The organism is Pseudocitrobacter faecalis (assembly GCF_965231525.1).
In the GTDB taxonomy this organism is placed as follows: Bacteria; Pseudomonadota; Gammaproteobacteria; order Enterobacterales; family Enterobacteriaceae; genus Pseudocitrobacter; species Pseudocitrobacter faecalis.
Map to the genome: position 1 here is coordinate 3,956,829 of NZ_CBDDNJ010000002.1, position 14,333 is coordinate 3,971,161.

Sequence of the window (14,333 nt, forward strand, 5' to 3'; positions counted from 1 at the left end):
TTACGAAAACATCGCCACACGGGCTGTATGCCGCGTGGCGCTGACCACGCTGCCCGCTTCGCGCATTTTCCCCTGCAACAGCAGGTTAAAGATGGGTGCCTGCGGGCGGTTCAGGCGGGTTTGCAGCAGATGAACGGCCTCAATCCCGAGCTCACGGCACGGCACTTCGACGCCCGTCACCGAGGCGTTTTTCAGGTGCCAGCCAAAATCGGTGGTCATTAACGATATATCCTGCGGTACACGCAGGCCATGACGCGTCAGCACCCGCTGCACGCCCACCGCCATCCCTGAACTTCCGGGGAAAATCGCTTCCGGCCAGCGATCGCGTGGGTGACAACTCAGCCAGCCATCCAGCGCCTGTTCCGCTTCGTGCGCGGAAAATCCTTCCGTCACAATCAGAGACTGCTCTGGATCAAACGGAACATGGTAGTCGCGATAAGCCTGTTTTATCCCTTCCAGACGCGTATAGAGCGTTTCGCGCCGCAGGCAGGTGAGCGATAAGACGCGCCGATGCCCGTTCTCAAACAGATGACGGAGCGCGCTGTAACCAATGGCGTGGTGATCCGGCGACACCGCATCGAGCGCCATCTCTTTGTCATGCGAGTTAATCAGCACGCAGGGTTTATTCAGACTGGCGGCGAGCTTAAAGATTGTGGGGTCGTCGGTGCCGATAATAATGATCGCGTTGATGTGCTTACTGCCGGTCTTATCGAGAAACAGGCGAATGTCCGCCTGCCGCTCCTCGAGCCCGCACCAGGAGAGATAGACATCATGCGGGGCCACTGCGTCAGCAATGCCTTTGGTCACTTCCTGATAAAAAGTGTCGCCGTTGGCGGTAAACGTACGCGCCGGCGCAAACACGGCGATGCCGTTAATCAGCAAACGCCCGCTCGCCATCTCTTCCAGCACGCCTAAACGCCGCGCGCATTTCACTATCGCCGCGCGTGCTTTTTCGCTGGTGTACGATTTTCCGCTCAGCACCCGCGAAACGGTGCTGATGGAGTAGCCCGTTTGGGTGGCGATCTGCTTCATTTTCAGCTTTCCGGACATGATGTGATCTCACTCGCAATCAAATTCTGCAAATATTTGCAGAACCAGTAAGCTGATTTTAAAACCTTTTTTTACCCTTTCGCCCATATTCCTGCTTTCCCTGCGAGCATTCTCACAAAATCCGTTTGTCGCCCCGTTTCACCTTTCCTATGTTGCAGACATCACCCCTTTTTACGACGCAAGGTACAGCATGAAGAAAGTACGGTTTGGCATTATTGGTGTGGGGAATATCGGTACAGTTCACGCCCGCTATCTGCTGGCGGGAACGGTCAAAGAGGCCTGCCTGACGGCGGTGTGCGATAACAATCCTGAAAAACACGCGACCCTTCGCGCGTTAGTGGGCGAAGAGATCGCGCTGTTTAGCGATGCGCAGGAGATGCTGCAAAGCGGGCTGATTGACGCGGTGATTGTCTCTACGCCGCACTACGAGCATCCGCGCTTGTCGATGATGGCGATGCGCCAGGGCATTCATACGCTGTGCGAAAAACCGGCTGGCGTCTACACCGCGCAGGTACGCGAGATGAATGAATTCGCGCGCGGCTGTAACGTGGTGTTCGGCATGATGTTCAACCAACGCCCTAACCCGCTGTATCAGAAAGTGAAAGATCTGATCGACAGCGGCGAACTGGGCGAAATTCGCCGTTCTAACTGGATAATCACCAACTGGTATCGCTCGCAAAGCTACTACAACTCCGGCGGCTGGCGCGCCACCTGGAAAGGCGAAGGCGGCGGCGTGCTGCTCAACCAGGATCCGCACCAGCTCGACCTCTGGCAATGGCTGGTCGGTATGCCCGTCCGCGTGCGCGCGTTCTGCCAGTTCGGCAAACATCGCCAGATTGAAGTCGAAAACGAAGTCACCGCCTACGCGGAGTACGCCAACGGCGCGACGGGCGTGTTTATCACCACCACGGCGGAAGCCCCCGGCACTAACCGCCTGGAGATCGCTGGCGATCGCGGCAAAGTAGTGGTTGAAGAGGGCAAGCTGCACTTCTGGCGTCTGCGCGAATCGGAAACGGAATTCAACGCCCGTTGGCAAAACGGCTTTGGCGAACCGGAGTGCTGGGAGGTCACCATTCCGGTGGCACCGGAATGTAGCGATCATCATGTGATCACCGCCAATTTCGCCGCCGCCGTACTGCACGGCACACCGCTACTGGCACCGGGTCAGGAAGGGATTCGCGGCCTGACGCTCTCAAACGCAATGCACCTTTCCACCTGGACGGACAATTGGGTCGACCTGCCGCTGGATGAAGCGTTGTTCAAACAGCTTTTAGATGAGCGCATTGCAACGTCAGTGGATAAAAACGTCGAGAGTAAAACCCTGGACGCGTCCGGAACCTGGTAAGCCCTCACCCCGGCCCTCTCCCACAGGGAGAGGGAGAAAACCGGTCCCCTCTCCCTGTGGGAGAGGGTTAGGGTGAGGGGAAAGCCCTGCACCGCAGCCATAAAGGAACACAACAATGAGCATCAAAGACGGTATGAACTACGCCCCGGTGGGCAAACCGCAGCCGGTCGTTGCACCGGGCGAATTTATCATTGCCGCCGCCGCGCTGGACCACGGCCACATCTACGGCATGTGTAACGGCCTGATTGAAGCAGGCGCAACGCTGAAGTGGGTGTACGATCCCGACCCGGCTAAAGTGGCAAAATTTGTCGAGCAGTATCCGCAGGTGAAGGTGGCTGACGCTCTGGAAACCATTCTTAACGACGCCAGCGTGCAGTTGGTTGCAGGTGCTGCCGTGCCTTGCGAGCGCTGCCCGCTGGGCCTGAAAGTGATGGATGCAGGCAAAGATTATTTCACCGATAAAGCGCCGCTGACCACCCTGGCACAACTGGAACAGGCAAAACGCAAAGTGCGGGAAACCGGGCGTAAATACGCGGTCTATTACAGCGAGCGTCTGCACGTTGAAAGCGCCGTCTTCGCCGGGCAACTGGTGGAACAAGGGGCGATTGGCCGCGTAATGCAAACGCTGGGCGTTGGGCCGCATCGCGAAGGCGAAGGCCGCCCGGAATGGTTCTACGATAAAGCGCTATTCGGCGGCATTCTGTGCGATATCGGTAGCCACCAGATTGAGCAATTCCTCTTTTATACCGGCAACCGCAACGCGCGCGTGGTGGCAAGCCAGGTGCGCAACGTCAATCATCCGCAGTATCCGCTGTTTGAAGATTTCGGCGACGCGATGCTGGCGGGCGATAACGGTGCAACCGGCTATTTCCGCTGCGACTGGTTTACGCCAGACGGCCTTTCAAGCTGGGGCGACGGTCGCCTGACGTTGCTGGGCACCGACGGCTATATCGAAATTCGCAAGTATGTCGATATTACCCGTCAGGAGCAGGATGTGGTTTATCTGGTCAACAAAGAGGGCGAATTCCGCTATCCGGTGGCGGGTAAAGTGGGCTTCCCCTACTTCGGCCAGTTGATTCTCGATTGCCTGAACCGCACCGAAAATGCCATGACCCAGGAACACACGTTTAAAGCCGCCGAGCTGTGCGTGAAGGCGCAAATGCTGGCCAATGCACAGGCCTAATGGAGGCATTATGGAACCCATTCATGCCGCGATCATCGGCGCTGGCGCTATTCACGGTTGTCATGCAGAGCCGATACGCCAGCATCCGCAAGCCCGGCTGTACGCACTTGTTGATACGGATGTCGACAAGGGCCGGGCGTTGGCAGAAAAGTATCATTGCCGCTTTTACGCCGACTACCGCGACCTGCTGGCCGATGCGAAGGTCGATGTGGTGCACATCTGTACACCCCATCACCTGCACCGGGAGATGATCATCGCCGCACTGGCGGCGGGCAAACACGTTTTTAGTGAAAAGCCTGTCGTCATGAATGGGAGTGAACTGGCGCAGATCCAGGCTGCCGTCGAGCGTGCCGATACGCAGCTTGCGGTCTGCTACCAGAATCGCCTAAACCCCACCAGCCAGCGCATCCGCCAGATTATTCAGGATCGAACGCTTGGCAACATGTTGAGCATCAAAGCGAACCTCACCTGGCATCGCCACGGCGCGTACTATAACGACAGCCCATGGCGTGGCCGCTGGGCCACGGAAGGCGGCAGCCTGTTAATTAATCAGGCGATTCATACGCTGGATTTGATGCAGTGGTTTGCTGGCGGCGTGCGGCGCATTAAGGGCGTGGTGGAAACGAGCCTGCTTGAATCGCTTATCGAAACCGAAGATTCAGCGATGGCAACGATGGCGTTTAACAACGGCGCGCGCGGCATTTTCTACGCCACCAACTGCTACACCACCGATTCCCCGCTGGCGCTGGAGATCCATTTTGAGCGCGGTTTTCTCCAGTTGGAAAGCAATACACTCTGGCAGGTCGTTGATGAACAACGCACGGCACTCATTAACGATGAACTGCCGCACGGCAACGTTAAACGCTACTGGGGCGATAGCCACCGCCAGGCCATCAACGATTTCTACGCGGCACTCCTCGACCCGACGCAGTACGGTGGGGCCGATATTCACGATGCGGCGGTCTCGCTGCAAATGGTCAACGCCCTTTATCAATCCTCGGCGCAGCGCCGCTGGATAGACCTTCCCCGTTAAGCAAAACTCGCCCACTGGCGAATTTACACTCTTTTACGCTATACTAGCTGCGAATTCGCCGGTCCAGTGCCTTCGGGCCGGTTTTTAGTGTATTCCACACGACGTTCAACTTCCCTTCCGAGGATCTGGCCTTAACGGTCGGATAAGATATGTTAAACAGTATTTTAGTAATACTTTGCCTGATTGCCGTCAGCGCCTTTTTCTCGATATCTGAGATCTCGCTGGCTGCCTCCCGTAAAATCAAACTCAAGCTGCTGGCCGATGAAGGCAATGTGAATGCGCAACGCATCCTGAAAATGCAGGAAAACCCCGGTATGTTCTTCACCGTGGTGCAAATTGGCCTTAACGCGGTCGCCATTCTCGGCGGTATCGTGGGCGATGCGGCATTCTCACCGGCGTTCCACAGCCTGTTTTTAAATTACATGTCTCCTGAGCTCGCCGAGCAGCTGAGCTTTATCCTTTCCTTCTCGCTGGTGACCGGCCTGTTTATTCTGTTCGCCGACCTGACGCCGAAGCGCATCGGTATGATTTCGCCAGAAGCCGTGGCTTTGCGCATCATCAACCCGATGCGCTTCTGTCTTCTGGTCTTCCGTCCGCTGGTCTGGTTCTTCAACGGCCTCGCTAACGTCATCTTCCGTATCTTTAAACTGCCGATGGTGCGTAAAGATGACATCACCTCTGATGACATTTATGCCGTGGTGGAAGCAGGCGCGCTGGCGGGTGTGCTGCGTAAACAAGAACACGAACTGATTGAAAACGTGTTTGAGCTGGAATCACGTACTGTGCCCTCTTCCATGACGTCGCGCGAGAACGTGATTTGGTTTGACCTGCATGAAGATGAGCAGAGCCTGAAAAACAAAGTGGCCGAGCATCCGCACTCTAAGTTCCTGGTGTGTAACGAAGATATCGACCACATCATTGGTTATGTCGATTCGAAAGATCTGCTGAACCGCGTGCTGGCAAACCAGAGTATGGCGCTGAACAGCGGCGTGCAGATCCGCAATACCCTGATTGTGCCGGACACGCTTACCCTTTCTGAAGCGCTGGAAAGCTTTAAAACGGCGGGTGAAGACTTCGCGGTTATCATGAACGAATACGCGCTGGTGGTGGGTATCATCACTCTGAACGACGTGATGACCACCCTGATGGGCGACCTGGTCGGCCAGGGTCTGGAAGAGCAGATCGTGGCGCGCGATGAAAACTCATGGCTCATCGACGGCGGCACGCCGATTGACGACGTGATGCGCGTGCTGGATATCGACGACTTCCCGCAGTCTGGCAACTACGAAACCATCGGCGGCTTCATGATGTTTATGCTGCGTAAAATCCCGAAACGCACCGATGCAGTGAAGTTCTCCGGCTACAAGTTCGAGGTGGTGGATATTGATAACTACCGCATCGACCAGTTGCTGGTCACGCGAATCGATAATAAGCCGACGGTGTTAGTGCCAAAACAGGCTGAAATCGAAGAGAAAGGTACAGCGGCTTAAACACGTCTCTGAAAACATCAACGGCTCCCATTGGGAGCCGTTTGCTTTTCTGCCGCTAGCTGCCGTTATGCCATCTCGGTTTGCAGACGCATAACGTGGCGGTTGACCTCGGACATCACAGAATAGTGCTGCTTGTCCTTAATCTTGGGGAGCAAAATTTTCCCCTTATCAAACTCAAAAGCACCAACGTCCTTGATGTACAACCGTCCACGGAACAGGATTTTTACGTACTTTGCCACCTGAAGCGGGTTGTAGCGTTGGAAAATTTTCATTCTTATCTCCTGCGAGTATAACGCCCTTGTTGATTCCAAATTTGGTTCAACGCTCCGGGGCGCAATGTTAAATACCCGTTAACTATAGTCCATAACCACAGAGCTACCCTAGTATAGGGAGCTTTATTTACCTTTTTATTACAATAATTGAGAATTTTCTTTTCAGCTATACGATGAATACAGTATAAGCCTTCGATTTACTGCGGTTATGTGCGTTCCCCCACAAAGTGGCACTAACCTTGCGGGAAAAACATATCAATAGCACTTATGCTTAAAAGCATCGGCCAAGTGGTCGGATCACCTGCATAAAAAGAAGGACACACCATGACCTTACGTTCTCTGTTGGCCATTTCATGCCTGTTAATGCCGTTGATGGCGTCCGCTCACGCGTTTAAAGAGGGGGAACGCGTACCTGCGGTAGGCGTTGCCGATCGCGGTGAATTGATGCTCGACAATGATAAGTTTAGCTACAAAAACTGGAATAGCGCGCAGCTTCCTGGAAAAGTGCGAGTGGTGCAACATATTGCCGGGCGCACCTCTGCCAAAGAGAAGAATGCCGGGCTGATAGAAGCCATTAAAGCGGCGAAATTACCCCATGATCGTTATCAAACTACCACCATTGTTAATACCGACGATGCCATTCCGGGCACTGGCATGTTTGTGCGTAACAGTCTGGAGAGCAATAAAAAGCTCTTCCCGTGGTCGCAGATTGTGGTCGACAGCAACGGCGTGGTGAAGAAAGCCTGGCAACTGGAAGAAGAGAGTTCAGCCATTGCGGTACTGGATAAAGATGGCCGCGTACAGTGGGCGAAAGATGGGGCCTTATCCCAGGACGAAGTGCAGCAGGTGGTGACCCTGCTGCATAAATTACTTAAAAAATAGCGACGCGGAAGCCGGGGTTGAGGAAGGATTCACGTGGCGTGTAGTCAAGGGTTTTCCCCTGCCAGTCATGAACCCGCGCCCCGGCAGCAACGGCCACCGCGTGCCCTGCTGCGGTATCCCAGACACAGGTCGGCCCAAAGCGTGGGTAAAGCTGTGCCTGCCCTTCCGCCACCAGGCAGAACTTGAGCGAGGAGCCGATAGAGGTGGTCTGATGCTCACCCAGTTGTTGTAAATATTCCGCGAGTTCCGGATCGTTACTGTGTGAGCGGCTGATCACTACCAGCGGCGGGCGGGCATCGCGGGCGTGAATTTGCTTACGCACGCCGCATTCGTCTTTCCACGCTTTGCCTTCCGCTGCGCTGTACATCACCTTCGTGACCGGCGCGTACACCACGCCCAGCACCGGCTTACCGTGCTCAATCAGGGCGATATTGACGGTGAATTCGCCGTTGCGCTTAATAAATTCTTTAGTGCCATCCAGTGGATCCACCAGCCAGTAACGCTGCCAGTGCTGACGCACATCCCAGCCCGGCGGGTCCTCTTCCGACAAAATCGGAATGTCAGGCGCCAGCGCCTTGAGGCCGTTAACAATCACATGGTGCGCTGCAATATCCGCTGCCGTGACGGGAGAATCGTCTTTCTTGCTGGCAACGTCCATCGGTAGCGCTCCATCATAAACCTGCATAATGGCATCGCCCGCGTTCCGTGCAAGCTGACATACTTGTTCTAACATTCTCCACCTCGTTAAAATTACAGTGGTGTTAACTCGTTGTTTTATTTATATCGCATCGTCACGCATTGCGCCATGCCCATCGGCACCGCCGGGTCAGGATATCTGTGAAGCGTTGCCGGTTTCCGCTCATCCTTTTCTGGCATGATTCACATTCTCGTAAGCAATAGAATGTACATACATTTTCTTATGTGCCCTGGATCTGAAAAGGACGCCTCCCGATGATTAAGTTTAGCGCAACGCTCCTGGCCACGCTGATTGCCGCCAGCGTCAATGCCGCCACGGTCGATCTCCGCATTATGGAAACCACTGATTTGCACAGCAATATGATGGATTTCGACTATTACAAAGATTCTGCGACAGAGAAATTCGGACTGGTCCGCACGGCCAGCCTGATCAACGCCGCCCGCGCGGAAGCAGTAAATAGCGTGCTGGTTGATAACGGCGATGTCATTCAGGGTAGCCCAATGGGTGATTATGCGGCAGCAAAAGGCTTAAAAGCCGGGGATATCCATCCGGTTTATAAGGCGATGAACACGCTCGATTACGTGGTGGGAAACCTGGGGAACCATGAGTTTAACTATGGGCTGGACTTCCTGCATAAGGCCATCGCCGGTGCAAAATTTCCGTACATTAACGCCAATATCATCGATGTTAAGAGCAAGAAGCCGCTTTTTACTCCTTATTTGATAAAAGAAACCACGGTGAAAGATAACGACGGCGCAACACATACGCTGCGTATCGGCTATATCGGTTTTGTCCCGCCGCAAATCATGACCTGGGATAAAGCCAACCTTGACGGCAAAGTGACGGTTAACGACATCACTGAAACCGCCCGCCGCTATGTGCCAGAGATGCGTAAAAACGGCGCGGATGTGGTGGTAGTAATTGCTCACTCCGGGCTTTCAGCCGACCCGTATCAGGCGATGGCCGAGAACTCCGTTTACTACCTGAGTGAAGTGCCGGGCGTCGATGCGATTATGTTTGGCCACGCGCACGCCGTTTTTCCGGGGAAAGATTTTGCAGATATCAAAGGCGTCGACCTTGGTAAAGGGACGCTGAACGGTGTACCTGCGGTGATGCCGGGGATGTGGGGCGACCATCTGGGCGTTGTCGATCTGGTGCTGAATAACGACAGCGGCAAGTGGCAGGTGACGTCGTCGAAAGCGGAAGCACGCCCCATCTACGATACGGCGGCGAAAAAATCGCTGGCAGCGGAAGACAATAAGCTGGTTGACATTTTAAAAGCGGATCACGACGCCACACGCGAGTTTGTCAGCAAGCCTATCGGAAAATCGTCCGACAATATGTACAGTTTCCTGTCGCTGGTGCAGGACGACCCGACCGTACAGGTCGTCAATATGGCGCAGAAAGCCTACGTCGAGCATTATATTCAGGGCGATCCGGATCTGGCAAAACTGCCGGTGCTTTCCGCCGCCGCGCCGTTTAAAGCCGGTGGACGTAAGAACGACCCGGCGAGCTATGTCGAGGTCGAGAAAGGTCAACTGACATTCCGTAACGCCGCCGATCTGTATCTCTATCCGAACACATTGGTCGTGGTGAAAGCCAGCGGTAAAGAGGTTAAGGAGTGGCTGGAGTGTTCCGCCGGACAGTTTAACCAGATTGACCCAACCAGCACGAAACCGCAGTCGCTCATCAACTGGGATGGCTTCCGCACCTATAACTTTGACGTTATTGACGGTGTGACGTATCAAATTGATGTCAGCCAACCGGCACGCTACGATGGCGAATGTCAGACGGTGAACCCAAAAGCGGAACGCGTGAAGGATTTGAAATTTAACGGGAAGCCGATCGACCCGAACGCAACGTTCCTGGTGGTGACCAATAACTACCGTGCCTACGGCGGGAAGTTCGCGGGCACGGGCGACGGACATATCGCGTTTGCCTCGCCGGACGAGAACCGCTCCGTACTGGCCAGTTGGATAAGTGCCGAATCGAAACGCGCGGGTGCCATTCACCCGGCAGCGGATAACAACTGGCGCTTAGCGCCGATTGCCAGCAAGGCCGCGCTGGATATCCGCTTTGAAACCTCGCCATCTGAGAAAGCAGCGGCGTTTATTAAAGAGAAGGCACAGTACCCGATGAAACAGGTGGCGACCGATGATATCGGGTTTGCGGTTTATCAGGTGGATTTGAGGAAGTAATGTCCCTCACCCTAATCCTCTCCCACAGGGAGAGGGAACCGATAGTGCGGTATTAACGTTCTGCGCCAGTTTTCTCCCTCTCCCTGTGGGAGAGGGCCGGGGTGAGGGGCATCAGCCCACACGCTCATCCCGCCCAGCCAGCACCTCTGGCAAATTCAGTTCAATCCAGTCGGCCAGCGCGGCGACCTTCTCGCTTACCTGCTCGCCCAGCGGCGTGAGGCTATACTCCACATGCGGCGGTACCACCGGATAAGAAACACGGTTGAGGAAACCATCCTGCTCCAGCGCCTGTAACGACTGGGCGAGCATCTTTTCACTCACCCCGCCCATTTTGCGGCGCAAATCGCTAAAGCGATGCGTACCTTCGCGAAGCGCCACCAGAATCAATACGCCCCAGCGGCTGGTGACATGTTTCAACACATCACGCGACGGGCAATGCTCGGCGAAGAGATTTCCCTCTTTAAGCTGCTGCGACAGGCTCACCTGACTCATTTCATACTTACCTTTTTGTGCGTACTTACTAAAAGTAAGCTTTGGTGTTAGCGTAATCAAACACAAGACAAACAGACGGAGACTCCCCATGATCGCAATTACCGGCGCTACCGGCCAACTGGGCCACCATGTTATCGAATCCTTACTGAAAACCGTTCCCGCCAGCACTATTGTGGCGATTGTGCGTAACCCGGCAAAAGCGCAGGCGCTGACCGAACAAGGTATTAACGTTCGCCAGGGCGACTACGGCGATACGGTCGCGCTGAAGTCAGCCCTTCAGGGTGTGGAGAAACTACTACTGATCTCTTCCAGCGAAGTCGGTCAGCGTGCGACCCAGCACCGCAATGTCATAAATGCCGCTAAGGCTGCGGGCGTGAAATTTATCGCTTATACCAGCCTGCTGCACGCAGATAAATCACCGCTCGGCCTCGCCGAGGAACATGTTGCAACAGAGAAAATGCTGGCCGATTCCGGCATCGCATACACCCTACTTCGCAACGGCTGGTACACCGAGAATTATCTCGCCAGCGCCCCGGCAGCGCTGGAACACGGTGTATTTATTGGCGCGGCGGGCGACGGCAAAATTGCGTCAGCGACACGTGCCGATTATGCAGCCGCCGCTGCGCGTGTCATTAGCGAAGCCGATCACGAAGGCAAGGTGTATGAACTGGCAGGCGACAGCGCCTGGACGCTGACGCAGTTAGCGGCAGAGTTGACCAAACAGAGCGGCAAACCGGTGACCTACCAGAACCTGAGCGAAGCCGATTTCGCTGCTGCGCTGAAAGGCGTCGGGCTGCCGGCTGGCCTGGCGGACATGTTGGCGGATTCCGATACGGGCGCATCGAAAGGTGGTCTGTTTGATGACAGCAAAACGCTGAGCAAACTGATTGGCCGCCCGACCACCACGCTTGCTGAGAGCGTCAAAAACATCCTGTGAAGGTTACTCATGGGTTAAATTTTATAGCGCCCTTCCGGGTCATCTTCGATAATGAAGAGATGATACCGGAGGAGCCAAGCCGTGCAGGGCGTACCTGACCACTTCACAGACGAAAAAGATAGCGCCAACTTCCGGCACCTGGCACAGGTGCCGGGGGTTGAGTTGTATCACGCGCATATCTCCCGCTACGCTTTCGAACCACATACGCATGAAGCCTTCGGCATCGGTACTATTGAGCAGGGCGCGGAGCGTTTTCGCTATCGCGGCAGCCAGTATGTCGCGTCGGTGAACTCGATTGTCACCATGAACCCCGACGAACTCCATACGGGTGAGGCGGAAACTGCCGACGGCTGGCGTTATCGCATGATTTACCTCGACCCGACGCAGCTTGAAGAGATCACCGGCGTTCGTCACTGGTGGTTTAGCGATGTGTTGCGCCATGACCCGCAGCGCTCGCAGCTTATCGGCCAGCAGATATATCAGTTGTGGCATACCCGCGATCCGCTGGCCCAACAAGGCGTTCTGCTCGATCTTATTGATACCTTCCGCCCCTTCGCCCACCACGCGCCGCAGAACGCGGAAGCCAGCCATCGCTTCGACCAGGTTCGCGACTATCTGCACGATAACTACATGCAGCCCGTGACACTCGACGAACTGGCGCAAGTCGTGGCGCTAAGCCCGTATCATTTTCAGCGCCAGTTTAAAGCGCATTTCCACGTCACTCCGCATCAAATGCTGATGGCGATCCGCCTGTGGCGCGCAAAAGCGTTTCTGACCCACGGTATGCCTGCTGCGGAAGTGGCTGCAGCAACCGGATTAACCGACCAGTCGCATCTCACCCGCGCCTTTACCCGTCGGTATGGGATTACCCCGGTGCGCTACCAGAAACAGGTTTCCCGGCGCTAATGCGCAATCCTGTACAATATTCCCGCCCTGCGCCCGCCTACACTGTGGCAAACAGTGGTCAATGTGGATGTAAAAATGATTAGTGGTGTGCTGTACGCTCTGCTGGCGGGATTAATGTGGGGGTTAATTTTTGTCGGGCCGTTGATCGTGCCGGAATATCCTGCGGTGCTGCAATCGACCGGGCGTTATCTGGCGCTGGGGCTTATCGCCTTACCGCTGGCATGGCTGGGCCGCGCGCGGTTAAAACTGCTCAACCGGCGCGACTGGTTTACCGCACTGGCGCTGACCATGATGGGGAATCTGATTTACTACGTGTGTCTGGCAGGCGCCATTCAGCGCACCGGCGCGCCCGTAACAACAATGATCATCGGTACCTTGCCCGTCGTCATTCCCGTTTTCGCTAATCTTCTTTATAGCCAGCGCGACGGCAAACTCGCCTGGTCAAAACTGGCTCCGGCGCTTATCTGTATTGGTATTGGTCTGGCGTGCGTGAATATCGCCGAGTTAAGCCACGGCTTGCAGGACTTTAACTGGATACGCTACGCATCGGGTATCGCGCTGGCGTTAGTCTCGGTTGTGTGTTGGGCGTGGTATGCCCTGCGTAACGCGCGCTGGCTGCGCGAAAACCCGGATAAACATCCGATGATGTGGGCCACCGCACAGGCGCTGGTGACACTGCCGGTGTCGCTGCTGGGTTATGTTGCCGCCTGCAGCTGGCTGAGCACCCAGCCTGAAGGTTTTCCGCTGCCGTTTGGCCCACGTCCGCTCGTTTTTATCACACTGATGATTGCCATCGCCGTACTCTGCTCATGGGTGGGCGCGCTGTGCTGGAATATCGCCAGCCAGCGTTTACCTACAGTGATCCTTGGGCCGCTTATCGTGTTCGAGACGCTGGCCGGGTTGCTTTATACCTTCATACTTCGCCAGAACGTACCGCCGCTGCTGACCCTGAGCGGCATTGCCTTGCTGGTGCTGGGCGTGGTGATTGCGGTACGGGCAAAGCCCGTTAAGCCAGCGCTGCGGGAGCTGAGCAAAGAGGCAAAAAATATGTGATCGCGCATCTTACGAAACACCCCCAAAGGGGTATATCTTCGCCATAAAGATGCATTTAAAATGCATCTTATATTATCGATGACGAGGTAACGACCATGGCCTTTCGCGACCAACCTTTAGGTGAGCTGGCGCTCTCCATCCCACGCGCATCCGCGCTGTTTCGTAAATACGATATGGACTACTGCTGCGGCGGTAAGCAAACCCTGGCTCGCGCTGCGGCTCGCAAAGAACTCGACGTTGAAGTGATTGAATCTGAGCTGGCAAAACTGGCTGAGCAGCCGATTGAGAAGGACTGGCGTACCGCTCCGCTGGGTGAAATCATCGATTACATTATTCCACGCTACCACGATCGCCACCGTGAACAACTGCCGGAACTGATTTTACAGGCCACCAAAGTTGAACGCGTACACGCCGATAAACCAAACGTGCCAAAAGGGCTGGCTAAATATCTGACGATGCTGCATCAGGAGCTCTCCAGCCACATGATGAAAGAGGAGCAGATTCTGTTCCCGATGATCAAACAGGGCATGGGCAGCCAGGCGATGGGGCCCATCAGCGTAATGGAAAGCGAGCACGATGAAGCGGGTGAACTGCTGGAAGTGATTAAGCACACCACCAATAATGTCACCATTCCACCCGAAGCCTGCACCACCTGGAAAGCGATGTATAACGGCATCAATGAAATGATCGACGATCTGATGGAACACATCAGCCTCGAAAACAACGTGCTGTTCCCGCGCGCGCTGGCGGGTGAATAAAAAAGGTGCCTTAGGTTCCTCTCCCAGGAATCGGATC

General features: G+C 55.2%; 14 protein-coding genes. 10 read left to right on the plus strand and 4 right to left on the minus strand.

The window, feature by feature from the left end; all coding sequences use genetic code 11:
* Nucleotides 1-1,050 (minus strand): LacI family DNA-binding transcriptional regulator, encoded by a 1,050-nt coding sequence (locus ACOXYR_RS19225; protein ID WP_350435406.1) that lies wholly within the window; start codon nucleotides 1,048-1,050, stop codon nucleotides 1-3.
* 190 nt (nucleotides 1,051-1,240) lie between these two features.
* Here ACOXYR_RS19225 and ACOXYR_RS19230 point away from each other — a divergent pair, with 190 nt between their 5' ends.
* The 4 genes from ACOXYR_RS19230 to paeA all read left to right on the plus strand — a co-directional run bounded on the left by ACOXYR_RS19230 (nucleotide 1,241) and on the right by paeA (nucleotide 6,101).
* The gene (locus ACOXYR_RS19230) at nucleotides 1,241-2,395 is read left to right on the plus strand and encodes a Gfo/Idh/MocA family protein (protein ID WP_421355689.1); all 1,155 of its coding nucleotides are present in this window, start codon (nucleotides 1,241-1,243) and stop codon (nucleotides 2,393-2,395) included.
* A 115-nt stretch (nucleotides 2,396-2,510) separates the two neighbouring features.
* On the plus strand, nucleotides 2,511-3,578 hold the full coding sequence (locus tag ACOXYR_RS19235; protein ID WP_113858108.1) for a Gfo/Idh/MocA family protein: 1,068 nt from the start codon (nucleotides 2,511-2,513) through the stop codon (nucleotides 3,576-3,578).
* A gap of 10 nt (nucleotides 3,579-3,588) precedes the next feature.
* Entirely contained in the window at nucleotides 3,589-4,611 is a 1,023-nt protein-coding gene (locus ACOXYR_RS19240) for a Gfo/Idh/MocA family protein (RefSeq protein WP_421355690.1), read from the plus strand.
* Between the two features lie 149 nt (nucleotides 4,612-4,760).
* Nucleotides 4,761-6,101: a polyamine export protein PaeA gene (gene paeA / locus ACOXYR_RS19245; protein WP_108476154.1), complete on the plus strand. Its 1,341-nt coding sequence runs from the start codon at nucleotides 4,761-4,763 to the stop codon at nucleotides 6,099-6,101.
* Between the two features lie 65 nt (nucleotides 6,102-6,166).
* Here paeA and ACOXYR_RS19250 read toward each other — a convergent pair whose 3' ends face one another.
* On the minus strand, nucleotides 6,167-6,373 hold the full coding sequence (locus tag ACOXYR_RS19250; RefSeq protein WP_015966176.1) for a DUF1107 domain-containing protein: 207 nt from the start codon (nucleotides 6,371-6,373) through the stop codon (nucleotides 6,167-6,169).
* Between the two features lie 324 nt (nucleotides 6,374-6,697).
* Between ACOXYR_RS19250 and ACOXYR_RS19255 the strand changes: the two genes are divergently transcribed.
* Complete coding sequence (locus ACOXYR_RS19255; RefSeq protein ID WP_350435395.1) at nucleotides 6,698-7,255, plus strand: YtfJ family protein; 558 nt, start codon at nucleotides 6,698-6,700, stop codon at nucleotides 7,253-7,255.
* Here the strand turns inward: ACOXYR_RS19255 and cysQ are convergent.
* Nucleotides 7,245-7,988 carry a 3'(2'),5'-bisphosphate nucleotidase CysQ gene (gene cysQ, locus ACOXYR_RS19260; protein ID WP_421355691.1) on the minus strand — a complete coding sequence of 248 codons (744 nt, stop codon included), beginning with the start codon at nucleotides 7,986-7,988 and terminating at the stop codon, nucleotides 7,245-7,247. The two genes, ACOXYR_RS19255 and cysQ, sit on opposite strands and share 11 nt — an antisense overlap.
* A 218-nt stretch (nucleotides 7,989-8,206) precedes the next feature.
* Here cysQ and ACOXYR_RS19265 point away from each other — a divergent pair, with 218 nt between their 5' ends.
* Nucleotides 8,207-10,150, plus strand: coding sequence for a bifunctional 2',3'-cyclic-nucleotide 2'-phosphodiesterase/3'-nucleotidase (locus ACOXYR_RS19265; RefSeq protein ID WP_421355692.1), 1,944 nt, complete (start codon nucleotides 8,207-8,209; stop codon nucleotides 10,148-10,150).
* Between the two features lie 111 nt (nucleotides 10,151-10,261).
* On the opposite strand, the gene ACOXYR_RS19270 is transcribed toward ACOXYR_RS19265, so the two are convergent.
* The gene (locus tag ACOXYR_RS19270; protein WP_421355693.1) at nucleotides 10,262-10,642 is read right to left on the minus strand and encodes a winged helix-turn-helix transcriptional regulator; all 381 of its coding nucleotides are present in this window, start codon (nucleotides 10,640-10,642) and stop codon (nucleotides 10,262-10,264) included.
* A gap of 88 nt (nucleotides 10,643-10,730) precedes the next feature.
* Here ACOXYR_RS19270 and ACOXYR_RS19275 point away from each other — a divergent pair, with 88 nt between their 5' ends.
* The 4 genes from ACOXYR_RS19275 to ytfE all read left to right on the plus strand — a co-directional run bounded on the left by ACOXYR_RS19275 (nucleotide 10,731) and on the right by ytfE (nucleotide 14,296).
* Nucleotides 10,731-11,579, plus strand: coding sequence for an SDR family oxidoreductase (locus ACOXYR_RS19275; RefSeq protein WP_421355694.1), 849 nt, complete (start codon nucleotides 10,731-10,733; stop codon nucleotides 11,577-11,579).
* A gap of 81 nt (nucleotides 11,580-11,660) precedes the next feature.
* A complete protein-coding gene (locus tag ACOXYR_RS19280; protein WP_421355695.1) occupies nucleotides 11,661-12,485 on the plus strand; it encodes an AraC family transcriptional regulator in 825 nt (274 codons plus the stop codon).
* A gap of 75 nt (nucleotides 12,486-12,560) precedes the next feature.
* Complete coding sequence (locus ACOXYR_RS19285; protein WP_421355696.1) at nucleotides 12,561-13,538, plus strand: DMT family transporter; 978 nt, start codon at nucleotides 12,561-12,563, stop codon at nucleotides 13,536-13,538.
* A gap of 95 nt (nucleotides 13,539-13,633) precedes the next feature.
* Nucleotides 13,634-14,296, plus strand: coding sequence for an iron-sulfur cluster repair protein YtfE (gene ytfE, locus ACOXYR_RS19290; RefSeq protein WP_421355697.1), 663 nt, complete (start codon nucleotides 13,634-13,636; stop codon nucleotides 14,294-14,296).
* Nucleotides 14,297-14,333 lie beyond the last annotated feature (37 nt).